The sequence below is a fragment of the Marinilabilia rubra genome (assembly GCF_003121985.1).
GTDB lineage: Bacteria > Bacteroidota > Bacteroidia > Bacteroidales > Marinilabiliaceae > Marinilabilia > Marinilabilia rubra.
In genome coordinates this window covers 175,103-201,914 of sequence record NZ_QEWP01000006.1, presented here as the reverse complement: position 1 = coordinate 201,914, position 26,812 = coordinate 175,103, and the positions used below count along the sequence as shown (strand labels likewise).

The following is a 26,812-nucleotide window of genomic DNA, read 5'->3' as shown; positions in this document are numbered from 1 at the left end:
GAATTGATTTTTAAGCTCCCTTCGACCATCTCCGCGTTCTCTGTGGTAAAACAAAAAAAAACGACACCGGCGTAAAACCACCCAGACATATATACGTTTAATCTGCCCTTAAGGGCCGAATTCAATCTAAAGTTGTAAATTTGTCTGTATCAAAACCCCGTGGTTTATGAGAAAAGCAGATACCTCCAAACAAAAGAAAGTTGATTTTCTGGTAATCGGTTCCGGTATGGCCGGACTGAGTTTTGCCCTAAAAGTGGCAGACAAAGGCAAAGTGTGCATCATCAGCAAAACCAAGCTGGATGAAACCAATACGTCATATGCCCAGGGTGGCATTTCCTCGGTTACTTATGCACCCGACAATTTTGAGAAGCATGTTCAGGATACATTGACTGCGGGAGCAGGGATATGTGACGAAAAAGTCGTTAGGAAAGTGGTGGAAGAAGCCCCAAAGGAGATTAAAGAGCTGGTTAATTGGGGTGTTCGATTTGATAAAGACAAGGAAGGCAAATTTGACTTGCACCGAGAAGGTGGACACTCCGAAAACCGCATTTTGCATCATAAAGATCAAACGGGTTATGAGATTCAGAGAGGTCTGATTGAAGCAGTTCGACAGCATCCAGAAATTGAAGTGCTTGAAGACCACTTTGCGGTGGAAATTATTACCCAACACCATTTGGGCGAATTGGTGCACCGTTGGCGACGTGACATAGAATGCTATGGTGCCTATGTACTCAATCGCCGGACCAATTCGGTCGAGGCCATTCTCTCCAAAGTAACCATGATGGCAACAGGTGGTGTGGGCAGTGTTTACCAAACGACTACCAATCCGGTGATTGCTACCGGGGATGGCATTGCGATGGTATACCGTGCCAAGGGTATTGTGGATAATATGGAGTTTATCCAGTTTCATCCCACCTCTTTGTATAATCCAAAGGAACGTCCTTCGTTCCTGATTACTGAGGCCATGCGAGGGTTTGGAGGTATTCTGAAGCGCCGTGACGGCCAGAAATTCATGCATAAATACGATGAGCGGGAATGTCTGGCACCCCGCGATATTGTAGCTCGTGCCATAGATAATGAGTTAAAAACAACCGGTGACGATTATGTCTATCTGGATGTGACCCATAAGCCCAAAGAAGAAATTATTGAACACTACCCGGCAATATATGAGAAGTGTCTGTCTTTGGGGATAGATATTTCCAAAGATTACATTCCGGTGGTTCCGGCTGCTCACTTCTCCTGTGGCGGAATCAAGGTAGATGAAGCGGGACGAACCTCCATAGGACGATTGTACGCAGCCGGTGAATGCAGTTGTACCGGTCTGCATGGTGCCAATCGATTGGCTTCAAATTCTCTGCTGGAAGGTATTGTTTATGCCGATTCTGCCGCCAAAGATGCCGCGGGGGCAGTAAAAGCCTATACTTTTCAGAACAAAGTGCCTGAATGGAATGATGAAGGAACCTCACATCCCGAGGAGATGGTACTGATTACTCAAAGTCAGAAAGAGATTGAACAAATTATGAGCTATTATGTGGGGATTGTTCGCTCCAACCTGCGACTGAAACGGGCACTTGATCGCCTGGAAATTATTTACCACGAAACCGAAGATCTTTATCAGCGCTCCACCGTTTCTCAAAAGTTATGTGAGCTTCGCAATACCATACAAACCGGCTATCTGATCATAAAAATGGCGCGTCAACGCAAGGAGAGCCGGGGCTTGCATTACAACAGCGATTATCCGGATACCATTAAGCTTGGAGGGTGAGGAGCAAAGGGCATGGAGCATGGGGCAAAGAGAACGGGCCTGAAGTTTCAGTGTAACTTTCTCTGATTTTAAATTAGAAAGAACTCTTTCTAATAAACAACTGCGTCACGGCGTCTTTGCGTTTCATCTGTTTTTACATAAGCCAGTTTCGCCCCTCCGGGCAGTTTTGGCACATTTTAATTTTGGCACGTTGGTATAATATCCGATGTCTGAAATTATTGTAATTCTGATGTTTCCAAATTTTATTAAAATCAATAGTTGAAGTGTTGCCCATATTGTATTCGATGTCTTTATCGTAGCAGCAGGGAGCCACGTCTCCATTCCAGCTGATCACTGCACTGCTCCAGTGACGCCAGCAATGGTTGTAGCTTTTGCCTTTCAAAACGGTGGAGCCATCCCGGTCTTTTTCATATCTGGAATTTCCTTCCCATGGTTTCACGGATCCATCCCCAAAGTCATTGATTTGGACAGATTTTATTTCCAGTTTATCTACACCTGCTTGTTTGCACCAGTTTTTTATTTCCGGGATTTCGGGGATGTTATGCTCAAATGCGAGGGATTGGACAACGATAAGGGGATTGCGTTGCTCGCTGTTTGATCGGGCTTCAATTAAGTTTAAAATGCCTTTCTTAACGTCTTCAACATGTCCGCCTTTTCGGTAAGTCTCATAAACCGGCTGGGAATATCCGTCAAGAGAGACGGTTATTTGGGATAGACCTGCCTCAATGAGTTTTTTGCAGGTCCTTTTACCCAGTAATAAGCCATTGGTGCTGATGACAGTGTATATTTTTGCATTATTGGCGATTTTTACAAGTTCAGAAAGCTTTGGATGCATCAAAGGCTCTCCCTGAAAGTATAAGTTTAGATGAATCAGGTAATCGGCTGTTTCATTAATGGTTTTTTCAAATACAGGTATGCCCAGGAGTCCTTTTGATCTGGAAAGAATGGCTGCACCGGTTGGGCATTCCGGGCATTTTAGTTGGCAATTGCCTGATGGTTCCATTGACAAGGCGTAGGGGCGGCCAATGCAGACAGGCTTTTTATGTATCCTGGAAAGGGAAAAGCCACATCCCAGTTTCAGCAGGTTAAAAAGGCGCCTAAAGGTAAATGTTCTTGAGTAGAGACATAAGTTGACAAATATTGCTGAAACGTTGAACCACATAAGGTTTTGTTAATTTTGTTTTGACATACTTTAATCGATATACATCAGAGCATTTCTATTTCAGGGAATATTCGAATTAAAAAGCGGTTGTCTCAAAAGTCCAATTTTGATGTCATTCTGAGCTTGTCGAAGAATCTTTTCATTTGAAAAACAGATGTTTCGACTAGGCTCAACATGACAAAAATTTGGGGTTATATACTTTTGAGGCACCCTGTACCATTATTCTTATTAGTTTCTGTTGCGATCCTAAACGTATAAAAGCATTTTTAGTTGGTCTCCAGTATATCCAGGATTTGATCCAGGCGAGGCGTCAGGATGATCTCAGTACGACGGTTTTTTCGTTTTCCTTCGGGGGTGTCATTTGATACCAAAGGCACGTGTGATCCGCGGCCGGCAGCGATTACGCGGGAAGGATCGATGGCACTATTTTCCAGTAAAATTCGTGTGACTGAAGTTGCACGTTTTACACTGAGGTCCCAGTTGTCAAGTAATTTTCCGCTGCTGTATGGTACAGGGTCAGTATGTCCTTCAATCATGATATTAATGTCTTTTTTGTTGCCCAAAACATTTGCCACTTGCCTTATGGCTGAGGCTCCTTCGGCGCTTACCTGATAACTTCCTGATCCAAAAAGTAATTTCTCTTCCATTGAAACATATACTTTACCGTTTTTGATGTGTACCTTCAACTGACTTTGGTCAAAGCCTGTAAGCGCGTCTGCGATGGCTTGTCTCAGGGCGTTGCTGGCACTGTCCTTGCGTGCAAGGGCCTGCTCCAGTTCCAGCAGTCGTTGGTTTTGGGCGGCCAGCTCTGCTTGTGCAGTTTCCAGTTCTTTTTGCGCTGCTGCGAGTTTGGCCATTGCTTCCTGAAGCTCTTTTTCTCTGGCATCAAGGTCTCGTTCTGAAGCAATGAGTGCATCTTCACGAGCCTGCAAATCTTCCTGCAGTTTTTGAAGATAATTCAGCAATTCCTCAGAGTCTCCCGCACCTGTCTGGTTCCTAAGTTGTGTTAAAAGATCTTCATATTCGGTCCTTAGCTTCTGAAGGTCATTGCGACAACCTCGGACTTCCCGTCCTTTCTTAAGTGTGTCAGCCGTTAATTCGGCCACTTGCTTTTTCAGGCGGTCCGCCAGTTCTTTTAATTCTTCATTGCGGCCTTCAAGGAGTTCTTTTTCACTCGAAAGATTATCTACTTTGTCAGACAATTCAGTATTGGCTTCTTCCAATTCCCTAAATTGGTTAAGAGGTACACATGAAAAAAATAATGTGCTGGCAGTGATCAGGATTCCGATGTATTTTACTGTCTTCATAAGGATAAAATTTTCTTTTTTGGCACTTACAGTTTCCTGTCCGATGGATGTATTTTAATAAGCGCTTTTTTTATGATGCTATAGATTTAATAGTCCGTTGTACTTTTTGCAATGGGCTTTGAATTAGTTGTTTACAGATCGATGGCCTTTCAAATTAACGCTCGGATTGTTAATTGGTTATGATCTGTCTTAAATCTAACCTGCCTGCCGTCAGGCAGGTATCTAAAAATCTAACGATCTATTGAAAGATTAATACTATATAAATTAACAGGGATGTCCCGGGATTTATTGTACGGATTGCAAACGCCGGCCTAAGTTTTTATTCAAAAAAACCGGTCGAACAACATTACATTCCGGCATGAAATTCCCATCACTCAGATTTGGGCATCTCTGTTCAAAAATATAATTTTAAATAGATAATTACGATATGTTTGTCTGGTTATTCTATTTTCCTGCCAACAAATATAAAAACCCCGGTGATAGATCATACCTAAAATATTAACATTCTTTTATCTTTGCATCTAAATTACATTCTGAGATCCTAAAAACAGAACAACGGGAATGGAAGAGGCCGCTAAAGAAATTTTAAAAAACATCAATAGTCCTGCCGATCTGCGCAAGTTGCCGCAGAAAGACCTGATTAAGGTCTGTGCCGAATTGCGGGATTATATCATTGATGCTGTGTCCTGTAATCCGGGGCATTTCGGCGCCAGTCTGGGCGTAGTTGAACTTACGGTGGCCCTTCATTATGTGTTTAATACCCCCAGCGACAAAATTATCTGGGACGTGGGGCATCAGGCTTATGGTCATAAGATACTGACAGGCCGAAGGGATGATTTTCACACCAACCGTAAATATAAAGGCCTTAGTGGTTTTCCCAATATCTTTGAAAGTGAATATGATGCTTTTGGGGTAGGCCACTCCTCTACATCCATTTCTGCGGCACTGGGGATGGCAGTTGCAGCGCGCCAGAAAGGGGAAAAAGACAAACAAACAGTTGCTGTGATTGGTGACGGAGCCATGACTGCAGGACTGGCTTTTGAGGGATTGAATAACCTGGCTGCCAGTAAGGCCAATGTGCTGATCGTATTGAATGATAATAATATGGCCATTGATCCCAATGTAGGGGGATTCAGTGAGTATTTGGTAGATATTGCAACCAGCCATACTTATAATAAACTTCGGAAAGAGGTTTTTAAAGCGCTTCAGAAATTTAATATTGGCGGACCTCGCTCACGGGATATGATCATTAAGATCAACAACAGTATCAAAACGCTGCTTACTCGACAGACCAATATCTTTGAAGGGCTAAAAATTCGCTATTTTGGACCGGTTGACGGACACGATGTTGAGCGGCTTTCGAATGTGCTTAAGGATTTGAAAGAGATAAGTGGTCCTAAGGTTTTGCATATCATTACTAAAAAAGGAAAAGGATTTAAGCTGGCTGAAGAGAATCAAACAGCCTGGCACGCCACCGGGGGTAAGTTTGATCCCAAAACAGGCCGATTTCTGGAAGCAGCTTCCAATATTCCGAAGCCACCTAAATTTCAGGATGTTTTTGGGCACAGTATAATAGAGCTTGCTGAAGAAAATGAAAAGATAGTCGGTATTACGCCCGCCATGCCTACCGGGTGCAGTCTGAACCTGATGATGCAGAAAATGCCCGACCGGGCTTTTGATGTAGGTATTGCAGAACAACATGCTGTAACCTTTTCAGCAGGATTGGCAATCTCCGGGATGGTGCCTTTTTGCAATATTTATTCCTCATTTATGCAGCGTGCTTTCGATCAGGTGATTCATGATGTGGCTTTGCAGAAGCTCAATGTTGTCTTCTGCCTCGATAGGGGTGGACTGGTGGGTGCAGATGGGCCCACACACCATGGAGCTTATGACCTGGCCTTCTTTCGTTGTGTGCCCAATATGGTGGTATCTTCTCCTATGGATGAGTATGAATTGCGAAATCTCATGTATACCGCTCAGTTACCTGATATGGGACCATTTTCTATTCGTTACCCACGGGGCACCGGTACGCAGGTGGACTGGAAATCTCCGTTTGAAGCTATTGAAGTTGGCAAGGGGCGCGAATTGTCAGTTGGTGAAAATTTGGTATTTCTCACCATCGGTCCAATAGGTACTAAGGTGCAACGAATTGTTGATCAGTTAAAAGAGGAGGGTATTTCAGCCGGTCATTGCGACATGCGGTTTGTCAAGCCATTGGATGAAGCATTACTTCATAAAGTGTTTTCTAAGTATCAGAAAATAATAACCATAGAGGACGGAACGATTGTTGGCGGGCTGGGGTCTGCCGTGATTGAATTTATGTCTGAGAATAGCTATTCAGCCACCATCAAGCGGCTTGGTATTCCTGATAAATTTATTGATCAGGGCACTCAGGTTGAATTGGCCCGGGATTGTGGATACGACATGGAGGGAATCAGGAAGGCCGCTCGCAATATTCTTTCCTTTAAAAAAACCACTTCAATCTAAGTAATCCCTGAAAATCAGTAGATATTCCTGTTGTGTCATTTTTATTGAAAAACAGATTAATAAAAGTTGTTAAGTAAAGATTGGGTTTAAGGGAATATTCAAAAGAAGGCCCCAAATACCATGCGTTGGTGCCGGGAAAGGCCATTGCGTTCATGGAACCGGTAAAAAGTGGTGTAATCGGATATTGTGCCATTGCAAAAACACTGTATTTTGAGACACTCAGGTTTCTGATTGAGGCCTGACCGGCGAGGAAGTCTGTGAATCCACCTACGCTGTTAGGGAGATTGCTGCTGTAAAGAAATTCACTTCTCAGTAGCAGCGAGTTTTTGAACGTATAGTCAAGTCCGGTGGAGGCAATAATTGTTTCGTTTTCATTATCACCATCCGGGATGAGTAGCGTTCCTTCCCCGTAAAATCCCGCATCTCCAATATGACCTGACCAGCCAAGACCGGCAGTCCAGTCGCTGTCGTTGAGTCGTCCGCCTAATACCTGCCAGTCGTAACGACCGGCATTGAAACGGTAACGCATGGCTATGGTTTTTTGGTGCTCGTTGTCTATTTTAAATACGCCTTCCACTTGTGAGGCCATGCCTGTGTATAATTGCAGGCGAACACCATCGATCCCGGGTCGTTCGGGGTAGTCAAAATCGAAGAATGAATAAGCGTTGAATATATCATTGGGGTTCCACACCATGGCCTGTCCCCAGTTTATGCGCTGGCGGCCGGCCCTTATTTGAAGTTTCCCCAGATAAAAATCCAACCAGAGGCGGTCGATGGTCATGTTTAAAACAGCATTATTTCCGGTGGCCAGATTGTAGGTCATGTCAACCAGTCCCTGGTCTGAGTCTATCAATGCAACATATCCCGGAATTTCTCTTATGGTTTCTCCAATGATTAGTTGGTTTCGGAACTGCAACACCCCTATGAGGGAGGGAGAAAAATCGTAACTCAGGTTAAGGCGGTTGTGCACCACATTTTCCCAAAGATTCTCGTCCATTTGATCGAGGTAATACCAGGTGGGCATTGTTCCCAGGTAGCCGTCGGCTTTTATCTGTGCTTTGAGCTGTATGGAAATGATCAGAAAGATGATCAGAGACAAATATCTCATACCTTATTATTTTGTACTTTTTGTTTGAATAAGTTAGTTTAAGTCACTAATCCTCAGATGCACGTGTGTTTGTAATTGTAAATCTGTTCTGCAAAAGACCAAAGACCTGAGCCCCAAATACGGGTTGTCTGACACTTAATGGTTGTTAAAGTTGCCTATTCGGAAAAAGCCTCTTGTTGGGTTGTTTCATCCGATTTTATTTTCCCGTCCTCAAGCATTACTACTCTTCTGGCCATGTTAACAACTCTGGAATCGTGTGTTGAGAATATAAAAGTGGTCTTTTCTTTTTCATTGAGATCTTCCATGATGGATAAAAGATTCTCTGCGGAGGCGGAATCCAGATTAGCTGTCGGTTCATCTGCAAGAATAAATCTGGGTCTGGATGCCAGGGCACGGGCTACTGCAATGCGTTGCTGCTGTCCTCCGGAAAGTTGCCTTGGCCGTATGTCTGCCTTCTCCGGAATGCCAACGGCTTGAAGCAGTTCGGTGCTTCTTTTTCTGCGTTTACCTTTGGGTACGCCCTGAAGTTCCAGTATGAATTCAATATTTTCGCGGGCTGTCAATACCGGAATCAGATTATAGGCCTGGAAAATGAACCCGATGTGGTGCAACCGGAAGTCGATTTTTTCGCTCTTCGAGAGTTTGTTGACCTCCGTTCCATCAATAATGATCTGTCCCCGGTTGGGATCGTCCAGACCTCCTATAATGTTGAGTAATGTGGTTTTTCCGGATCCGGAAGGACCCACTATAGCTGCAAATTCTCCTTCTTCAAACGATAAGTCAACTCCGTTAAGGGCGTGAACTGGTACCTGGCTTGAATTATAGGTTTTGTAAAGGTCTTTTATTGTTATGATTGACATGATTCTGTGTTTTTGATTTTTTTATTTTAGCTCAAAATCTTATAGCCGGATACGGATGGTCTAAATCACTCTCACTGCTTCTGACGGATTTAACTTCAGAGCCTTCCAGGCAGGATAGAGAGAAGCCAGAATGCCTGCAGCTACTACCATCAGGGCGATGTTGATGACCAGGGCAGCATCCCACTCAGGGTAAACGATGGGGTTAAAGCCCATTTCAGTGAGACCGGTGCTCCAGACTGAAAGATCAATTCCTGTCTCTCCCAGTTTCCGGACCGTCAGCATACCCAGAAAAATACCGATCATGCCGCCCGTGGAGGAGAGCATTACGGTTTCCAGAACAATCATAAAGAATATGCGCCAACGGGCCATTCCCACTGACATAAGCATACCGATTTCCCGCACTCTTTCGAGCACGACCATCAGCATTGTATTGATGATGCCAAAGCCCAGGGCAAGTAAAATGATGACCACAAAAATGTACAGATAAGTGTTTCCCAGTTCAGTCAGGTACCCTAACTCGGGGCTTAGCTCTTTCCATGGAACTACGTCTGCTTGCGGTACCTTATCTTCGAGGGTTTTGGCTATGGTCATGGCTTGTTCCGAATCGTTGAGGCGGACCACCAGGGAGTGAAAATCCCGGGGGGAAAGGTTCAGCAATTCGGCCAGATCATTGTTTCGTACCCATACATTGGTGCCATCGAAAGCAGTGTTGTTGGTTTTGTATATGCCAACCACTCTGAAAGCGCCACCTGTGAGGGTGCCATCTACGTCCTGGAAACGAAGGACCAATCTTGACCGGACGCCAATTTGCAGTTGTTTGGCCAGCTTTTGTCCGATCACTGCTTGTTTGGAGTAAGGCGAATCGAACCAGGTTCCTTCTTTGACTTCCCGGTGAAGGTTTAGTACCGCTGCTTCGGCATCCGGATCTGCACCGTAAACTCTTACACCCCTTGCGGTTTCTGCCGAAGCAGCCATTGCTTCAACAATAAGGCGTCGTGACGTGGCCTTTATTTGAGGTTGTTTTTTTATTTCTGGAAGGTCACCTTCCGTAAAATGTTGTGAGAGCTCACGACTGCTTTGGTATCCGTTGCGAAAGATCTGGAGATGTCCGGTTTCTGTTTCCACTCCGTCGCGCAATCTTTGAGACATCCAGCCGTTGATGAAGGTGGAGGTGAAAACACCTGCAAACATGCCAACCGTAAGGGCTGCAATTATTATCCAGCTGCGGACCGGGCTGCGCCAGATATTTCGCCAGGCTATTTTTAGTAACATAACTACTATGAATAATTCCCCGTCAGATTTTTGATCGAATCAGGGGGTTTGTTAATACTCAGTTTCGTGGGCGTGAAATCTTTTTTAATGGGGCAGGGGGTTTGTTTAGATTAATTTTTGACACTTACCACAGGGCTGATCTTAAAAGCACGAATAAACGGGTAGAACGACACCAGGGTGGTAAGAATGAATACAACCAGAACTTGTTGAAGAAATACGCCTACATCCCAGGCAAAAAACATGTAGGGTTCGAACCCGATGTTTTTCATCCATTCACCGGCCTGGCCTGTGATGGGGATTGGGTGGTTAACAAACCAACTAACCACCGGCATGGTTCCCAGGAACCCTGAAATGACTCCCAAAACCCCGATCCATAATATTTCCATTAATAGCATCAATGCCAGTTTGGAACGGTGCATGCCTACCGCCACCATCACGCTGAATTCATGCTGACGCTCGGCCATCATCATAACAACCGTTCCTAAAATTCCGAAACCAATGACCAGGTAAAGGATTAGTTTCATAATGAGGGCTGTTGCACGGTCACTTTCAATTTGTTGAAGAACTGCGGGGAACATCTCCTGCCAGGTACGTAAAACCCTGTCATTGTTGATCATTGATCTTATTTCAGGCAGAGCCTTGTTCATGGCTTTTTGCGACGCGCCAACCAGTGCAAGGGAGGTGACGTTGCCAAAAGCCTGAAAGAAGTATTGTGCTTCGGGCAATGGCATATAAACCAGCCGACGGTTCAGTTCGGGGTTAGGGTGGCTGAAAATTCCTTTAACCTGGTACTGCCCAAAAGCACTGACGCCATGATATCCCTGGCTGATCATCACCAGGGTGTCTCCCACGTCAAGACCAAGGTTGCCGGCCAGTTCTTTTCCGACCAGTGCTCCGTCTTTTTGGAAGTAATTGCCTTCAATAACTTTAGTAGATAGTTCCGTCATCCGGTCTTCCTTATCGGGGTCAACACCCATGACCATTATCCCTTCTGTTTTTTGGCCGGAAGAGGCCAATGCAAAGCTTTCGAGGCGCGGCACAACCTCCTCTATTTCATCAACTTTATTGAGGCTGGCCATTAACGAGTCGGAGGGTACAAAAGAGTTGTTGATGGATTCCTGGTCGGGATACTTTACATGTTGAATTTGTGCATGCCCGGCGTAGAACCTAACCACATTTTCAATCATCTTTTGATAAGAGCCTTCTTGCATGGATCCCATAATGGCTGAGAATATGACCCCAAAAAAGATGGATGATACCGTGATGATGGTTCGGCGTTTGTTGCGCCAAAGGTTCCGCCAGGCAATTTTCATAACCCCAGGGGTTCCTCCGGATGTTTTTTCTTTTGGGATTGACATTGTTCTGTTTTTTTTAGAAAGTCTGAAGATAATCAGAGGTAATTGCAAATGAAACGAGCATGGCAAAGTTTACCACATAAGAATATGTATAAGTTCCAGCATGCGGGTTTCATTTGACCTAAATAAATTTTACACGGATGAAATACCGTGATTTGCCCTCTGACAATCTGATAATCCTGCATCTTAAATCTGTTCTAGTGTGATATTTATTAAATTAGTGAATGAATTTAGTAATTGTCACACTAGCGCATTCTTTTCATGTTCTGAATGGAGAAAAAGCTGTCGTTGATGTCTACACCAAATTCGATGTTCTGAAACTTCATTATGGTTTTGTGTCCTTCTTTGTCGGCCGGTATCATTGTAAAGCGAGTGGGAATGGTGCGGTCACCGGCATCTTCTGTTTCATCCAGAATTTCTTCATTAACCAACACCCCGGCCTCGTCATAGTATTCATTGCGCAAGGTTATGAAATCATTTTTGGAAATCCAGGTCACAACTTTTCCCCATACAACCGGCGCTTCCTCGTGTGGGATCATATTGATGACATAGCACTCGGAGCCTCTCAGGTTTTCAGTTCTCAACACCGTCTGGTCATAATCTTCCAAGATGGAAGCCGCATTCACGAGGTCATCGTTGGTAAGATCCGAGCCCATCCACGATTGCATCATCATGCTTGGGGGAATCTTGATCATGCGGTCGATGGAGGGGACGTAATTCCACATTTCGCGATCCCTTTTCAGGAAACGCTGACCTTTTTCCCGTTGTGGATACGTAATGTACACCAATGAATAATCATCTCCTTTGGCCCAGGACTTAAACCGGAGAGTGCGGGTCCATGTGGGACGGATTATTTCCATTTCCACCTCTGCATAGTTGCTTTTACCACGCATCAAATCGTCTGCTTTTTTGACAATCTCCTTTCCCGAAAGATTTTGGGCATTTGCCGGGAGTAGCATTCCAATACAAAAAAGTATCATCAGGGAGAAGGTTCTTTTTGATGATGAATTTTGGGTTTTCATTGTCGTTGGCTTTTTTTAGTGTTCTTGATTTATTTCCTGAAGTTGATATTTGTAGTACAGGGTGATTTTCTTTTCTATTTTTTCAATTGGGAAATTGCCTGGATCCATGGCATAGTTGATACTCATCCCATCGAGCATGGCCAGGAAGTATCGAACCTCAGTTTCAGGGTCCTCGAAACCGCTTTGACGGAAGAATGCCCCCAGCTGTTTGAGGTATGGATCCAAAATTTCCCAAAGTTCGGCACACAACAGATTGTAAACAGTGGGCTGCGAAACAATGGAGAAGTACAGGAGCAGAAATTCTCGTTTTTTTCCTACCCATTCGAATGTATTACGGATCATACCAAAAAACTCTTCCTCCGTTACGACACCATCATGATTTGGATCGATGAGTTCAGCCATTTGGAGCATGGTATCAAAAACAATGGTGCGTAATAATTGCTCTTTATTTTCGAAGTAGTTGAACAGCGATCCTTTGGCGATGCCGGCAGCCTTGGCGATCTCTGCCGTGGTTGTTGAATGAAATCCTTTGTCTGCGAACAATTCCAGCGCTTTTTGCAGTACAAGTGCCCGCTTGTCTTCTTGTGTTTTTCGTTTAGTCTCTTTCATAGTTCAAAAATGACTGACTGGTCAGTCAAATATATGAAGAGTTTTATCAAATACAACACTTTTTTGAGGTTTTTCTGATGAAAATTCTGCGAAACAGCATAAATGCCAGATGAATGGGAATTCTTTACCGTTATTCAGAGGCTTGTGTAGTAGTAATCAGATAAAGCAGAGGCGAAACCTGCCCGGGGATGTATGGCAATAGTCAGCCACAAATAAAAAGCCCGGCTCTGAAAAGCAGAGACCGGGCAATTCGGTTAATTATGAAAATGAAAAAGCATTCTTAATTGATCGAGAACTGACTGTCCTCTACTCCGGCATTAATTTCAATAGTCTTAATATCGATGTCGAAAGACTGCGGTCCCATAACCTGTGTCATAGCTTTGGGGAATTTGATGCCTTCTACCGTTTGATAATCATTAATGGTAGTTGAAACAGTTCCCTGAGGGGATTGAGATACTTCTTTGCATTTGAGGCCGTCTTCAACTCCGAAGAACATGGTTGTAGTCAGCCCTGAAGGTTTGGTCACCATTATTTTGTAAGCATCTTTGCCATTTACCTGCTCAACCCCATCGAGCTTTAGCTCAATACCATCCGCATTAAAGTCTAATTCAGGAAAAATCTTTGCATTTTCTTTCAGCTGTGCAAGCATTTCTCCCTGTAATTCCTGCTCACCCATGGGGGTTTTTACTTTTCCTTTTTCCCCGTCAAAAACCTGCATAGAAACGACATTGCCCTGCATAGAGGTTGCCTGGTAAAACTTGTTCGGTTTTTTCTGGTAAACATTCACTTCAAGAGGCATCCCCTGCACTTGCATACCCATGGTCATTTTAAGATCATTGACCGACCGGATGGTTTCTTTGCCCCCGATCGCCCGGATGTAATCATCAATCACATCCATGGGCGAAATGTTTGCAGCAACGGCTTTCTTTTCTACTATATTCCCGTAATAGTCGTACTGCGTGACAGTTTGTGAGGGGCTGAATAGCTTCATTTTATCCTCAATGGCAGAAGCATTACCTACGGCCAGAATCACAGATTTTTCAGGTTTCAGATATTTTTCAGCAGCCGCTTTCACATCTTCGCGGGTCACTGCTTCCACCCTTTTCAGGTAGTTTTCATAATAATCCTGAGGCAGGTCGTAACGTTCAATGTTAAGGGCAAAACGCGCCACTGTTTGAGGGTCTTCCAATGCTCGTCCAAAATCACCAATCAACACATTCTTCACAAGTTGCAACTCTTCCTCATCTACCAATTCTGTCTGAAGGGTTTCCATTTCTTTAAGAACTTCCGTCAGGGCACTGTCGGTGACAGAAGTACGAACCTGTGCAGATGCCGAAAATCGACCAACACGCTCATCCGGGCTTAAACTTGAGTAAGCACCATAGGTATAAGCTTTGTCTTCACGAAGGTTTTGGAATAACCGGGCATTAAAGGATCCACCACCCAGAATTTCGTTCATTATTTTGGCTTTGGCCATATCAGGATGTCCGGGAGGAAGCATCACTTCATGGGTCACCATTATGGTTGATTGATTGGCTCCTTCTTTATTCGCTATGACAACCTGAGGCTCATCATAACCCCCGGGGAAGGGGAACATATTCTGAGGAACAGGAGCTTCCTCCCAATCTCCAAAATATTTTTTTGCTTGTTTTTTAGCTTCTTTTTTGCTGATATCGCCAACAACAACCAAATAGGCAGCATTGGGTCGAAAATATTTCTGGTAATAGCTGCGACAAAGTTGAGGAGTGATGTTGTCGAGGGTCTCTTCGGTGGTAATTTCTCCGTACGGATCGTCTTTACCATAAACCAATTTTCCGGCCACATTGCCGGCAATAGCACGAGGCTCTTCTTTATTGGCCTGAATGCCGGTTTTGTTTTGTTTTACCTGTTTGTCCAGTTCTTCCTGGGGAAAAGTGGGATTTAGCAAAACATCCGACATTAAAGTTAGCAGTTCTTCGCTGTGCTTAGTAAGCGAACGGCCATAGATGCCTTTCGCATGTGTGGATAGTGTTCCGCCGATGAAATCAACCTCTTCATCGATTTCAGATTTAGTGCGGTTGGTTGTACCGGCTCTGAGCAGATTTCCTGCCATACTTATATAGCCGGCATTTTTGCCTTCACGCGGAAGATCCACATCAAGGGTTAAAGAGTAAGATACAACGGGAACTTTGTCGTTTTCAACAACAATAACGGTCAATCCGTTGGGAAGTGTGAATTTGTCGTAATCACCAATCTGAACTTCGGGAGCCGGCCCCGGCACGGGAGGCGTTGAGCGGTCAAGTTGTGCGCTTGCTGCAGTTACCAGGGCAAAAAGGACGGCTATTGATAATATTCTCTTCATTTTATTTTCTGTTTTGAGTAATTAATACACGATGGTGTCAGATAGAGTAGAAGGCTGTGAGAAGGCCTTATTAAGGCTAAAATCTCAACATCTTTTCATCTACCGTCGAATCATCTGTAAACGGGTTATTGTTTTTGACTTTTGGGAAGATAATAAAGCACCACCCGATTATCGGCATTGAAATACTTTTTGGCCACCTGTTGAATGTCTTCACGGGTTACGGCCATGTATTTCTCCAGTTCTGAGTTGATCATGCCGGCATCGCCAAAATAAGTGTAATAACGGGCCAGGTTGTTGGCCCTGGTAGCAATGCGGGTGTTTCCGGTTACAATATCACTCTCTATTTGGTTTTGAAGCTTCCGGAATTCATGCTCATCGATAAGGTTGCTCTTGACTTTCTCAATTTCGGCAATCATTGCATCTTCTACTTCTTTAATATCGTTACCCATGTTTGGAAATGCATAAGCAATATTTACACCGGGTTCCCGAAAAGGAAACGGAAATGAACCTGCCTGCATAGCCAGTTGCTGTTGGTCAACCAACGATTTGTACAATCTGGAGCTTTGACCATAGGCCAGGAGTGTATTGAGCATGTCCAGGGCATAAAAATCTTCAGTCCCCATGGCAGGTGAACGATAAGCCTGAAGAAGCAGGGGAACCTGTACATTATCGTAAATAGTATCACGAACTTCTCCGTTCAACGGAGGCTCAACAATATCGGGACGGTAAATTTTGCCTTTACCTGGAGGAATTTCGCCAAAATATTTTTCCACCAGCTTTTTGGTATTTTCAGGTTCGATGTCTCCGGCAATTACCAAAACTGCATTGTTTGGCACATAGAATTCATCGTAAAAGTGCTGGAACTCTTCATCCCTGGCGGCGCGTATGTGATCGGGATCTCCAATGGTTGTCCAGCGGTAGGGGTGTTCTTTAAAAGCCCGCTTCATAAGCTCTACCTGGAAGGTTCCATAAGGACTGTTGTCGTAACGTTGTTTCTTTTCTTCAATCACCACTTTTTTCTGAGTCTGAATGCCCACGCTGTCCACTTTAGCGTGCAACATCCGCTCAGATTCGAGCCAAAGTCCCATTTCCAGCTGATTGGATGGAAGGATTTCATAATAGTAGGTCCTGTCAGGTGAGGTACTGGCATTTAATGTGCCTCCTGATTTTTCCACAAATTTGGAATACTCACCGCGGGGAATGTTTTTGGTTCCTTCAAACATCAGGTGTTCAAAGAAGTGTGCAAACCCTGTGCGGTCGGGCTGTTCGTTTTTCGATCCCACATGGTACATCACTGAAACGGATACAATGGGTGTCGATTCATCCTGATGCAGAATCACGTGGAGTCCGTTGTCAAGGTCAAATTCAGTAAATTCGATCTGCCCGCTTTGGGCAAACGCTAAGCTTCCTGAAAGCAGAAGGGCAAACAGAAGCAAAAAAGTTTTCTTCATCTTGATCATGTTTGATTCTTTTAATTTTGGTCAAGTTGTAAATTGAATTAAGAATTTTATTTAACAATAAACAGACCAAAATATGGTTTTGGTTGTTTTTTAGTCTGTTGAGGTCTGAATTATTTGTTTTTGTAACGGTATATTGCACGTTTACGAACATAGGGGTGTTCATATTCGTACAGGCTGTTGGCATATTAAAAACCACTTAATTTTCTACCTTTGCACAAACAAATTTGCAGCTATGAAGTTCAGAACTTGTTTGCTGGCTGTAACAGCAATTGTATTTATTACTGCCGGATGTGAAAATGAGGAGGCTTGTTTGTCCAATCAGCACTCAGTCCAGGCCGGTTTTTTTTCAGCCTGGTCGCAGACGGATAAGGATAGTACTCTAAATGAAGTATCACTGTTCGGACTGGAACGGGAAGATAGTATATATACCCGTGAATCTTTGTCGGAGTTGTTTATTCCTCTGGATTTTGAGCGCGATACAGTCTCATTCGCCGTGGTGGCCAGGACCATGAAGGATACTTTGAGGATTGCCTATCAAAAAGAGTTGGATTTTATTTCGCGTGACTGTGGCTATATTTTTTCATTTCAAATTGATACCGTTTGGCATTCAAATGCCTTTATTGATTCAGTAGCTATTGAATATACGGATATTAAATATGGGGAAACCGTTGAAAATATTAAGTTGTACATTTATTAGTCTTTTTTTCCTGGGACAGGTTCTTGACGCCCAGAAAAAGGTAGTGACAGATCAGTCCGGTGATGGCAGTTCAGGCGGTTTTACCCTGGGCGTAAATCTTGAAGGACCGATAGGCCGGATATTTGATTCCGATAAGGCAGCTTTCTCCGCTGTTACGCACATCAAATTTGCCCAAAAATGGTTTTTCAGGGGAGAAGCAGGGTTTGAGAATCTTACTTTTTCTCCCACTAACGAGCAAGAGAGGAGTTACACATATGAAAGCAACGGATCCTTTCTGAAAGCCGGAGTGTTGTATGATTTTTTTAGTGTTGAAGAAAAGGGCAACAACGACAACATTTTTATTGGTTTAAATTATGGTTTTGCCATTCAGGAACATGGATCAGGTTCTTATACCATCGAAAACGGCTACTGGGGCGATTTTCAAGGGTCGATGGGGGAATATGTTCTCAATACCCACTGGCTTGAAATTATGGCCGGGCCCCGCACTGAACTGCTGAAAAACCTGTACATGGGATGGACCATTAATATGAGAATTAAAGTGTTGCAGGACAATGAAAAGGTTCTGGATCCTTTCTCAGTTCCCGGTTTTGGGAATGGGGATAATACCGTAAATGTCGGGTTCTCATATGTTATTGAGTATTTTATTCCATGGAGAAAAAACAGGGAGTGATAGTTTATTAGTGGTCGGTGGTCAGTAATCAGTTGTCAGTTGGTGGATACAGTTTGATGGTGAATGGTCTTGAAAGGCTGGTTTTAACTTTCCCCTGGCAAAAGAAATCTATTTGTTTTCAAAAACAACACACCAATGAAGAATATAGCCGTATTTTGTGCATCGAGCCCTAAGATTCCCGGTATTTATTTTGAAGATGCCCGCAAAGTAGCCACTTACCTTGTAAAGGCGGGTTATGGAATTATTTATGGGGGCGGTGGGGCCGGTTTGATGGGCGCTGTGGCCGATGAGGCTCTCAGACACACTGGGCAGATTAAGGGCATTATTCCCGGTTTTATGGTTGACGTGGAATGGGAGCATAAGGATGTGGAGGACATGGTACACGTGGAAACCATGCACAAGCGAAAAGAACTAATGGTGCAGCAAAGTGCCGGCATTGTTGCCCTTCCGGGAGGAACAGGTACTTTGGAAGAGTTGTTTGAAGTGATGTCGCTGAAAAAGCTTGGACAATATCCCCATCCCATAGTAGTGCTCAATACCGCCGGCTATTACAATGGTCTTTTGGAGTTGACCAATAAGATGGTGGAGGAAAAATTTATGCGCCCTGTTCACAATGAGATGTGGAACATTGTCAATACCCCTGAGGAGGTGGTGCCTGCCATCCGTAATGCCAAGTCATGGGGTGAGGATTCTATTAAGTTTGCTGCGCTGTAATTATTCAATCTTTTTAATTAGCTTTGCCTCTCATTAAAAGAAACGAAACGTCGAAAAAACTGAAGGTAAGTCGTCAAAACTTTCCGTTCAGACGAACAAACAACAAATGCTTCGAGCAGAAAATTCTGTCCTGACATCTTAATTGGTCACCTTCCTGCAAATTATTCTGTCTGACAAACGAGCACTGTAAAAACAATTCGAAATCCATTTCCCGCATTCCTGCTGATTGTATTGCAGGGTGAATATTGTTTTTATTTGTTCTCGCCGTTGAATGTTATCAAAAGTTTCTCGAGTTAAACTAAAATAGTAATGAAACCGGTATAAAGTTTCGATTTTGTGCTGTTCAAGAGAGTCTCTGATTGTTATAGGGATGCTTTTAGTCAGTAAGTTGAAAGAGGAGGGGCAGGTTTCAGACCAGAAAAATAAATATTTATTAGAATGACATTTGAAGATTTAAAATTAATTCCATCAGTGCTTAAAGCATTGAAAGACGAAAACTATACAGAACCAACAGCTATTCAGGCTCAGGCGATTCCGCTGGTTTTAAACCACGAAGATGTATTAGGCAGTGCTCAGACAGGAACCGGTAAAACGGCTGCTTTTGCCATTCCTATTATTCAACATCTTGTAAACGACCGTCAAAGCAGCAAAGGAAAAAGATCCATATCAACACTTGTGGTGACACCTACCCGTGAGCTTGCTCTGCAAATAGGCGAAAGCTTCTCGACTTACGGAAAATATACCAATGTAAAGAATACCGTCATTTTCGGTGGTGTCAATCAAACATCTCAGATTAAGGCCCTGAGGCAGGGAGTAGATGTACTAGTCGCCACTCCCGGTCGGTTGCTCGACCTTATGAACCAGGGATACATCTCGCTTAAGGATATTCAATATTTTGTGCTGGATGAAGCTGATCGCATGCTGGATATGGGATTTATTCACGACATTAAGAAAATACTGGCCAAATTGCCCAAAGACCGGCAGTCACTGTTTTTCTCGGCTACGATGCCTCAAAAGATCGTGAAATTGTCGCGGGAGATATTACGAAACCCTAAAAAGGTTGCAGTAAGCCCTGTTTCATCTACTGCCGAAACCATTCAGCAATATTTGTATACCACGAATAAACCGGATAAAAAGAATCTTCTTCTCCATATTCTGAAAGACACTGAAATAGATCAGGCTTTGTTGTTTTCAAGAACCAAGCACGGGGCCGACCGCATAGTACAAAACCTGCGAAGAAAGAAGATCGAATGTGCAGCCATCCACGGGGATAAAAGTCAGAACCAGCGGCAAAAAGCCCTCAAGGATTTCAAAGACGGGGACATCAGAATTCTGGTGGCAACTGATATTGCCGCCCGGGGTATCGATATTGACAAGCTCCGCTATGTGATCAATTACGATATTCCCAATGAGTCGGAAACCTATGTTCACCGAATTGGACGTTGTGGCCGGGCAGGGGAAGAGGGTATCTCCATTTCCATTTGCGAACCGGAAGAAAATGAATATGTCAGAGACATTGAAAAGCTTACCAGCCAAAAAATTGAGGTAGTCAATGACAATCCTTTTCCGCAAACAGACAATCCTATGACCAACTCGGAAAAGAAGGAGTTTGATAAGGAAAAACAGAAACGCAAAGAGGCCTTTTTTGCCAACCGGAACAAGAAAAGAGGATCACAAAATCCATCTTTCCGAAGGAAAAGGGAAAGGTAGGGAGTTTCTGGTGATGGATTGTGTATTGACAGACAAAGTATGAGGTTAAGGTTGAGTTTAGAAGATAGATAATAGACGCCAGATACAAAAAATCAGCCACACATCATTTGGCGTTCTGAACATGTATCACCCGTTTACTGTTTCATAGACATTAAATCGCGTTAAGCGAGATGCTTTGAAAAATCGATATGAAGTATTTGTGGTGTATAATGTTTATGGTGATGCCTATGCAATCAAAAGTAATCTTTGATTTTAACAAGGAATCCGATGTTAGTGGTTGGCAAATAACCGACGATGTGGTGATGGGTGGCGTTTCCTCCGGGACTTTTTACCTGAGTCCGGATGGCTTTGGCGTTTTTGAAGGCAATGTTTCGCTGGAAAACAATGGCGGGTTTAGTTCGGTGCGCTATCGGTTTCCGCAAATAGAGGTCAGTAAGGATGCCGGGCTTGTTTTACAGATAAAGGGTGATGGCAAGCGTTACCAGGTGAGGGTTAAGGATAGCTCCGAAAATTATTATTCCTACATTTCTTATTTCAAAACCACCGGAGAGTGGCAGGAGATAGAGGTGCCCTTGAAAGAAATGTATCCTTCCTTCAGAGGCAGGAAGCTTGACTTCCCAAACTTCTCCTGTGACCAAATTGAGGAAATTGTTTTTCTAATTGGCAATAAAAAGGAGGAGAGCTTCAGGTTACTGATAGATGAAATTAGGGTGAGTTATTTGGCTAATGATTGAATGATTGAATGAACGAATGAGAGAATGAGTGAATGCCCTTTGACTCTCCTTTAGCTGATGAGCAAATTTCAACTATGCTCTTTGCTCCATACACCATGCTCTATGCCAATAAGTGAATGATTGAATGAGAGAATGAGTGAATACCTTTCCACCATTCAACCTTTCTACCTTTTCACCCTTTCACCATCCAACCCTCTCACTGTTTCCTTTATATTCCCCAGCACTTTCTCGCTTAGACGGATAAAGGCCTGACTGGTTCTTCCCGATGAGGTATTCATACACCTTACATTCGGGTGATTCAGGAACTTTTCATCCCCCAGAGCTCCAACACTGTCACAAAAACAACGGTTATCCCCAGCCAGCCACTCCGCAAATGGTGCTTCATCCCAGGCGGGGGATAGTCCCACGTTAAATAACAACTTGCGATTGCCCAGATGCCTGAATTGTTCTTCATGCAGTAACACCGTGTTTTTATTCAAACTGCAAACGATAACTTCATTGTGTGTTAACAATTCATTCAAGGGCATAAATTTGTAGCCTTTGGCGGCGGCTTCGGACTTTTCACTTCTGGCAAAATAGGTAATCTCTGCACCCAGAAAGCGTAGGCCATCAGCAATCATGCCTCCCAGTTTCCCAAGTCCCACGATGCCGGCTTTCAGGCCGGTTATCTCTCTGGGAAGGCCGTCCCAGGGTTGTGCCTCACGGCCATCAGGGTTTTGACCAAAACCATGCAGACAACGCACCAGTTCGCTGATCACATATTCCACCACACCTTCATCACCATAGTCACGAATGCCTTTTACTTCTATGCCATGTTTTTGAGCATACAAAATGTCCACATTGGCACTCTCCGGGGAATACAACGAACAACACATCCCGATGTATTTCAGGTTGCGACATTTGGCCATGACACCGCTCCCCAGGGTTGTTGTGTAGCTTAATAATACGGCATCGGCATCACCTATCCGTGAAGCAATTTCCTTCTCATCTGAAGGGATGTTCTTGTACATCACCACCTCATTGGCATGGTGGTGCAATGCTTCTTCGGCGGATGGGATGAGGCCTACAGGTTCTATGGCGACTAATTTTTGAAACATAGGAGATTTTGTTAACTTTAGTGGACGTCAAAAATACGTAACAAAACAAGAATCTTATGAATTTTAATCATGGATTGTTGGCGATTTTATCATCAGTCAAAAAAACTTAACCCTATGAGTTCTGCAGGCCATATTATTGACATGATTAACCGGGCAAAACAGAATGAAGCCCTCAAAAGAAATCGGAGGGAAAGAACACAGCGGGTACTAAAGGCTTATAGAAACGAAATAAGATCCTATAAAAACAACAAAGGCTGTCATGAAGAAATTTCAGAGGTCGATCTGCTGAGGATAAAGGAGAGCATCAGAAAAACAATAGAAAAAGAAAGGCGACATCAAATATTCCAAACTGTTGTATTGTTAATGTCGATTCTGGGTTGTCTCATCTATTTAGTAATTAAATTTTTACCTGTGTTTAAATCTCTCTGGTTTTGATTTATTAACCAGACGCTAAATCTCAATAGATTGTTAATTCCGTAGCTTTGGGATAGATAAAAGATAAACCATTTGATGCCAATATCCTGATCTTTAGTGTAAAATGCGCTTTTGATTTCAAATTATGTTGCTTTCATGCTTAAACTCCAGGTTCAAAAGCGTCGTTGTTAGATAAAACCCGCCCCCAATTGCGGAAATATCATTATAAATGTTATATTTTTGCAAACCAATTTCTTTGCACATGAGTACCAAGGCATCTTCCTTATATATTCCGTTGTTTCAAAATCAGGATTCTACACTTCAGGTGTTGCCCGGACCAGTGGATGTGCCGCAAAAAATCGAAATTAAGGTAAAACGACCGACCATTAAGCAACAACTTGAAGTGCCGCAAGATACTGCTTCGGAGCAGACTGTGGCTCCTGTTGCTAACCCCCGACCGAAGGTTGTTCAACAAGTGGATGAAGAACCAGATAAGCCTGTGGTGGATCCTTCCTTGCCCGATACACTTGATCATGTGTTGGTTCAGGACTGGGCAAACTCAGGTTTTAAGAAAAGCCTTTGGACTTCAGCTGCCAACGATTCAGTGTGTCTGCTTTCACCCGGCCATTTTGAAGAGTCACACCAAGAGGAAACCGGCAAAGTTATGTTGACCGTAACTGATGATGAGGTTGGCGATTCGATAGCCCTGGGTGGCAAAACTGTTGACAGGGTAGAAGAGATTCGGATAAAAGATCCTGACCTTGTAACCAAAGCGAAATACGATGCCCCGTTGCTTTCTCAGAATTGGTTTTTATTTGTTTTGGTTGGGTTGGTTGCCATTACCGGGATTGTTCGCTTCCGTTGGCAAAAATACCTTTCAGATGTATTCAGTGCTGTTGTTTTTTCCAATGTCGCCAACAAGCTGCAGAGTGATACAAGTGTTAATAAGCGGTTAGCCTCTTTCTGGCTTGGCTTTTTGTTTTATGCCAATTTTTCCTTGCTGCTGTTTGAGACGATGCGCATTTCGGAGCGCACCTTTTTTAATTTGCAGGGGTTTCAGTTATTGATCGGTCTTGCAGGCTTTTTGGTCGTTATATTTACGCTTAAATTTGTAGTTTACAAATTTGTCGGCTGGGTTTTTCGCGTTCAGGAACCAACCGGAGAATATTTGTTTCAATCATCAGTAATGAGCAAGGCCTTTGGTGTTATTTTGATGCCTCTGGTTACAATTTTCGCTTTTTTGGAGCCTGAAGCACGAATTTGGATACCGCGAATAGGTCTTTCAGCATTTATTTTACTGTATGTAATACAGATAGGAAGGGGAATTGTGGCAAATTTAAGAAATACGCTTTCAGGTTATTACATTATTTTGTACCTTTGTGCCCTGGAAATTTTACCCTTGTCGATACTGTATAAAGTGCTGTTTTATTGACATGATTTATGGAATGGTTTCTGGTTTTGTTGAACTAAAACTTAAGCAAATTGAAGATCAAAAAAATCCTGGTTTCGCAGCCTAAGCCGTCAACGACAAAATCCCCCTATTTCGACCTGTCAGAGAAGAACAATGTGAAGATTGATTTTCGGCCGTTCATTCAGGTAGAAGGGGTGTCTTCCAAGGAATTCAGACAACAGAAGGTCAATATTCTCGATCATACTGCCGTTATCTTCACCAGTCGTACGGCCATTGATCATTTTTTCAGAATATGTGAAGAAACGCGCGTGACGGTTCCTGACGATATGAAGTATTTCTGTATTTCGGAAGCGACTGCTTTTTATCTTCAGAAGTACATCGTTTACAGGAAAAGAAAAATCTTTCACTCAACCGGTAAATTCCCCGATTTGGTGGAAGTGATCAAGAAGCACAAGCAGGAAAAGTTCCTGGTACCGCTCTCTGATATTCATAAACCTGAGATCCCTAATCTGCTGACGAAGGCGAAGATTAAATTTACAAAGGCAATACTGTACCGTACAGTAAGCAGTGATTTAAGTGATCTCAAAGATATTAACTACGATGTTCTGGTGTTCTTCAGTCCATCAGGCATCAAGTCGCTGATGCAGAATTTCCCCGATTTTGAGCAAAATGACACACTGATTGCTTCTTTCGGACCTGCAACGGCCAAAGCAGTTAAAGAAGCCGGTTTGCGTTTGGATATTCAGGCGCCCATGCCTCAGGCACCTTCTATGACTGCAGCTCTTGAGATGTACATCAAGAAGCACAATAAGAAGTAAGATGTTTTTTATGATTTTTAACGCACTCCCTGGCCGGTTTCATCGGAAGGGAGTGTTTTTGTTTTAGGTTCAAAAACCAGAATGTTGTTACAAAGCTTTTTTTCTAAATCCTGAATCAACCGGAAATATAATGGATGACAGTTCGTTTACATTTGGGAAAAAGGAAAAGCTTTGCAGCCGCAAGACCATTGACTTACTTTTTAGTAAAGGCAGGGGGTTTATGGCCTATCCAATTCGGGTGCAGGTTTTGCCCGTAAAAGAACTTCCGGAGGATGTGCCGGTTCAGGCCATGTTTTCGGTCTCCAAGAAGCGCTTTAAAAGAGCTGTTAAGCGCAACCTGCTGAAGCGCCGGATGCGTGAATCCTACAGGTTAAACAAACACAATCTCTACAACGTTATTGAGCATAACGATCTTCAGTTAGCGGTGGCATTTTTGTATATTTCAGGAGACGAAATGGATTATCATTCCATTGATAAGGGTATGAAAAAGGCCATTGAAAAACTGGTGGCTAAAATAGAGAAGAATGAATTTACTCCGTAAAGCATATGAGGGCTTTAAAAAAGTATTGGTGTTTTTGCTCATTATACCGGTACGCTTTTACCAGTGGGTGATATCACCTATGATTGGCCCTTCCTGTCGCTATACACCCTCTTGCTCCGTTTATTCCGTTGAGGCACTTAAAAAGCATGGCCCGTTTAAGGGCCTATGGCTGGCAACCAAACGTATTTTGTCCTGCAACCCATGGGGAGGGAGTGGGTACGATCCTGTGCCATGAAAGGTCATAAGATTTTGAACCACATAAGGCATATCAGATTCTTCAGGATTGCAACCTGAGTTGCTGTGAGTAAATACATTGATCAATAAGCAATTTTGTGACCATGCGAGGCTGTACAGAGAGCGAATTAAATAAAAATGATTTGCCGTTTTTCACCTAACTAAAAATTAGCCGACGTTCCCTTTTGGGCGATTTAGGGGCCCGCTCGGCTCTGCCACTATGTTTGCAAAGAAATCCTCGTTAGCGAGGCTTTGGTTTGTACCTACGGCACTCCTGTTTGATTTTGGACATGTTTTCTACCGATATTTCGTCCCTCCGGGACTTTGAAGGGGATGATTCTTTCCAATTAAAAAGCAAGGTAGAGTCTGTTTTCGGGTAGAGATAAAAATTAATCCGTTTGGTTAAGAAGCGAGAGGCTCCCGGATGTGGATTTCCTCACATTCAAGTTTCACTCCACCCAGTACTCTTTTTGGTTGAGTGCATCGGCACAAATCAGTTTGCCAACATTCGAACTTAGCCCTTTTAAGGTTAAAGCCTGCACCATCCAGGCCTCAGAGAGTCTTTGGGGCATATCAAACGGAGGCTTAAAGCCAAAGCTGGCCGCTTCGGGCACAAAGCCGTGTTTTCTGTAATATTTTGGATCTCCGAATACAAATACCATTTCGGTACCCAGCTCTTTGAGTCTTTTCAGTCCATGCTCAATTAGTTTTCCTCCAATTCCCCGGTTTTGATATTCCGGGATTACAGCCATCGGGGCCAACAAATGCACATAGTCGGTTTCGTGCCAGCCTTCTATCCTGGCTTTGGTGAAAAGGATGTGGCCTACAGGCCGGTTTCCGTCAAAAGCAAGCAATGAAACAAATGGTTTGGCGCTTGGGTCATGTAACAACTCTTCTGTGAGTTTGGCTTCAGATTCTGTCTCAAATGCCGATTTTTCAACCGTCAGAATTTCTGTTTCTTCCCTGCCGGTCGATTCACGAATTAGAATGTTGTCAATATCCATAATTAAAGATCTTTTACTGG

The 26,812-nt window shown here is 43.4% G+C and carries 23 protein-coding genes; 11 read left to right on the top strand and 12 right to left on the bottom strand.

Going from position 1 to position 26,812, the window contains the following annotated elements; genetic code table 11:
- Nucleotides 1-166: 166 nt before the first annotated feature.
- Entirely contained in the window at nucleotides 167-1,765 is a 1,599-nt protein-coding gene (nadB, locus tag DDZ16_RS09555; protein ID WP_109264223.1) for an L-aspartate oxidase, read from the top strand.
- A gap of 133 nt (nucleotides 1,766-1,898) precedes the next feature.
- Here nadB and DDZ16_RS09550 read toward each other — a convergent pair whose 3' ends face one another.
- The gene (locus tag DDZ16_RS09550; protein ID WP_109264222.1) at nucleotides 1,899-2,927 is read right to left on the bottom strand and encodes a radical SAM/SPASM domain-containing protein; all 1,029 of its coding nucleotides are present in this window, start codon (nucleotides 2,925-2,927) and stop codon (nucleotides 1,899-1,901) included.
- A gap of 266 nt (nucleotides 2,928-3,193) precedes the next feature.
- Complete coding sequence (locus DDZ16_RS09545; protein ID WP_109264221.1) at nucleotides 3,194-4,234, bottom strand: OmpA family protein; 1,041 nt, start codon at nucleotides 4,232-4,234, stop codon at nucleotides 3,194-3,196.
- Between the two features lie 561 nt (nucleotides 4,235-4,795).
- On the opposite strand from DDZ16_RS09545, the gene dxs reads away from it, so the two are divergent.
- Nucleotides 4,796-6,721, top strand: coding sequence for a 1-deoxy-D-xylulose-5-phosphate synthase (gene dxs / locus DDZ16_RS09540; RefSeq protein ID WP_109264220.1), 1,926 nt, complete (start codon nucleotides 4,796-4,798; stop codon nucleotides 6,719-6,721).
- Here dxs and DDZ16_RS09535 read toward each other — a convergent pair.
- From DDZ16_RS09535 to DDZ16_RS09500, 8 genes are all read right to left on the bottom strand, one after another.
- Entirely contained in the window at nucleotides 6,699-7,829 is a 1,131-nt protein-coding gene (locus DDZ16_RS09535) for a hypothetical protein (RefSeq protein WP_109264219.1), read from the bottom strand. The genes dxs and DDZ16_RS09535 overlap by 23 nt on opposite strands.
- Nucleotides 7,830-7,984: 155 nt before the next feature.
- Nucleotides 7,985-8,689: an ABC transporter ATP-binding protein gene (locus tag DDZ16_RS09530; protein WP_109264218.1), complete on the bottom strand. Its 705-nt coding sequence runs from the start codon at nucleotides 8,687-8,689 to the stop codon at nucleotides 7,985-7,987.
- Between the two features lie 60 nt (nucleotides 8,690-8,749).
- On the bottom strand, nucleotides 8,750-9,961 hold the full coding sequence (locus tag DDZ16_RS09525) for an ABC transporter permease (protein WP_109264217.1): 1,212 nt from the start codon (nucleotides 9,959-9,961) through the stop codon (nucleotides 8,750-8,752).
- Between the two features lie 110 nt (nucleotides 9,962-10,071).
- Nucleotides 10,072-11,319 carry an ABC transporter permease gene (locus DDZ16_RS09520; RefSeq protein WP_109264216.1) on the bottom strand — a complete coding sequence of 416 codons (1,248 nt, stop codon included), beginning with the start codon at nucleotides 11,317-11,319 and terminating at the stop codon, nucleotides 10,072-10,074.
- Nucleotides 11,320-11,561: 242 nt separating this feature from the next.
- Nucleotides 11,562-12,338 (bottom strand): outer membrane lipoprotein-sorting protein, encoded by a 777-nt coding sequence (locus DDZ16_RS09515; protein WP_109264215.1) that lies wholly within the window; start codon nucleotides 12,336-12,338, stop codon nucleotides 11,562-11,564.
- 15 nt (nucleotides 12,339-12,353) lie between these two features.
- A complete protein-coding gene (locus DDZ16_RS09510) occupies nucleotides 12,354-12,947 on the bottom strand; it encodes a TetR/AcrR family transcriptional regulator (RefSeq protein ID WP_109264214.1) in 594 nt (197 codons plus the stop codon).
- A gap of 280 nt (nucleotides 12,948-13,227) precedes the next feature.
- Nucleotides 13,228-15,288 carry a M16 family metallopeptidase gene (locus DDZ16_RS09505; protein WP_109264213.1) on the bottom strand — a complete coding sequence of 687 codons (2,061 nt, stop codon included), beginning with the start codon at nucleotides 15,286-15,288 and terminating at the stop codon, nucleotides 13,228-13,230.
- Nucleotides 15,289-15,413: 125 nt separating this feature from the next.
- Nucleotides 15,414-16,739 carry a M16 family metallopeptidase gene (locus tag DDZ16_RS09500; protein WP_232526600.1) on the bottom strand — a complete coding sequence of 442 codons (1,326 nt, stop codon included), beginning with the start codon at nucleotides 16,737-16,739 and terminating at the stop codon, nucleotides 15,414-15,416.
- 241 nt (nucleotides 16,740-16,980) lie between these two features.
- On the opposite strand from DDZ16_RS09500, the gene DDZ16_RS09495 reads away from it, so the two are divergent.
- The 5 genes from DDZ16_RS09495 to DDZ16_RS09475 all read left to right on the top strand — a co-directional run bounded on the left by DDZ16_RS09495 (nucleotide 16,981) and on the right by DDZ16_RS09475 (nucleotide 21,273).
- The gene (locus DDZ16_RS09495; protein ID WP_109264211.1) at nucleotides 16,981-17,445 is read left to right on the top strand and encodes a DUF6452 family protein; all 465 of its coding nucleotides are present in this window, start codon (nucleotides 16,981-16,983) and stop codon (nucleotides 17,443-17,445) included.
- Nucleotides 17,405-18,115 carry a DUF6048 family protein gene (locus tag DDZ16_RS09490; RefSeq protein ID WP_109264210.1) on the top strand — a complete coding sequence of 237 codons (711 nt, stop codon included), beginning with the start codon at nucleotides 17,405-17,407 and terminating at the stop codon, nucleotides 18,113-18,115. The genes DDZ16_RS09495 and DDZ16_RS09490 overlap by 41 nt, the downstream gene beginning before the upstream one ends.
- 135 nt (nucleotides 18,116-18,250) lie before the next feature.
- Nucleotides 18,251-18,829: an LOG family protein gene (locus tag DDZ16_RS09485; RefSeq protein WP_109264209.1), complete on the top strand. Its 579-nt coding sequence runs from the start codon at nucleotides 18,251-18,253 to the stop codon at nucleotides 18,827-18,829.
- 438 nt (nucleotides 18,830-19,267) lie between these two features.
- Complete coding sequence (locus DDZ16_RS09480) at nucleotides 19,268-20,539, top strand: DEAD/DEAH box helicase (RefSeq protein WP_109264208.1); 1,272 nt, start codon at nucleotides 19,268-19,270, stop codon at nucleotides 20,537-20,539.
- 188 nt (nucleotides 20,540-20,727) lie between these two features.
- A complete protein-coding gene (locus DDZ16_RS09475) occupies nucleotides 20,728-21,273 on the top strand; it encodes a CIA30 family protein (RefSeq protein ID WP_198416695.1) in 546 nt (181 codons plus the stop codon).
- A 164-nt stretch (nucleotides 21,274-21,437) separates the two neighbouring features.
- Here the strand turns inward: DDZ16_RS09475 and DDZ16_RS09470 are convergent, their stop codons facing one another.
- The gene (locus DDZ16_RS09470; protein WP_109264207.1) at nucleotides 21,438-22,370 is read right to left on the bottom strand and encodes an NAD(P)-dependent oxidoreductase; all 933 of its coding nucleotides are present in this window, start codon (nucleotides 22,368-22,370) and stop codon (nucleotides 21,438-21,440) included.
- A 676-nt stretch (nucleotides 22,371-23,046) separates the two neighbouring features.
- On the opposite strand from DDZ16_RS09470, the gene DDZ16_RS09460 reads away from it, so the two are divergent.
- The 4 genes from DDZ16_RS09460 (at nucleotide 23,047) to yidD (ending at nucleotide 25,789) form a co-directional block, all read left to right on the top strand.
- Nucleotides 23,047-24,216 (top strand): DUF4271 domain-containing protein, encoded by a 1,170-nt coding sequence (locus DDZ16_RS09460; protein ID WP_158275641.1) that lies wholly within the window; start codon nucleotides 23,047-23,049, stop codon nucleotides 24,214-24,216.
- Between the two features lie 50 nt (nucleotides 24,217-24,266).
- Nucleotides 24,267-25,013: a uroporphyrinogen-III synthase gene (locus DDZ16_RS09455; protein ID WP_109264204.1), complete on the top strand. Its 747-nt coding sequence runs from the start codon at nucleotides 24,267-24,269 to the stop codon at nucleotides 25,011-25,013.
- 130 nt (nucleotides 25,014-25,143) lie between these two features.
- Nucleotides 25,144-25,554, top strand: a complete 411-nt coding sequence (locus DDZ16_RS09450) for a ribonuclease P protein component (protein WP_109264203.1) — start codon at nucleotides 25,144-25,146, stop codon at nucleotides 25,552-25,554.
- Nucleotides 25,538-25,789, top strand: a complete 252-nt coding sequence (gene yidD, locus DDZ16_RS09445) for a membrane protein insertion efficiency factor YidD (RefSeq protein ID WP_109264202.1) — start codon at nucleotides 25,538-25,540, stop codon at nucleotides 25,787-25,789. The genes DDZ16_RS09450 and yidD overlap by 17 nt, the downstream gene beginning before the upstream one ends.
- Before the next feature lie 448 nt (nucleotides 25,790-26,237).
- Here yidD and DDZ16_RS09440 read toward each other — a convergent pair whose 3' ends face one another.
- Nucleotides 26,238-26,792 (bottom strand): GNAT family N-acetyltransferase, encoded by a 555-nt coding sequence (locus DDZ16_RS09440; RefSeq protein WP_109264201.1) that lies wholly within the window; start codon nucleotides 26,790-26,792, stop codon nucleotides 26,238-26,240.
- Nucleotides 26,793-26,812: the final 20 nt, after the last annotated feature.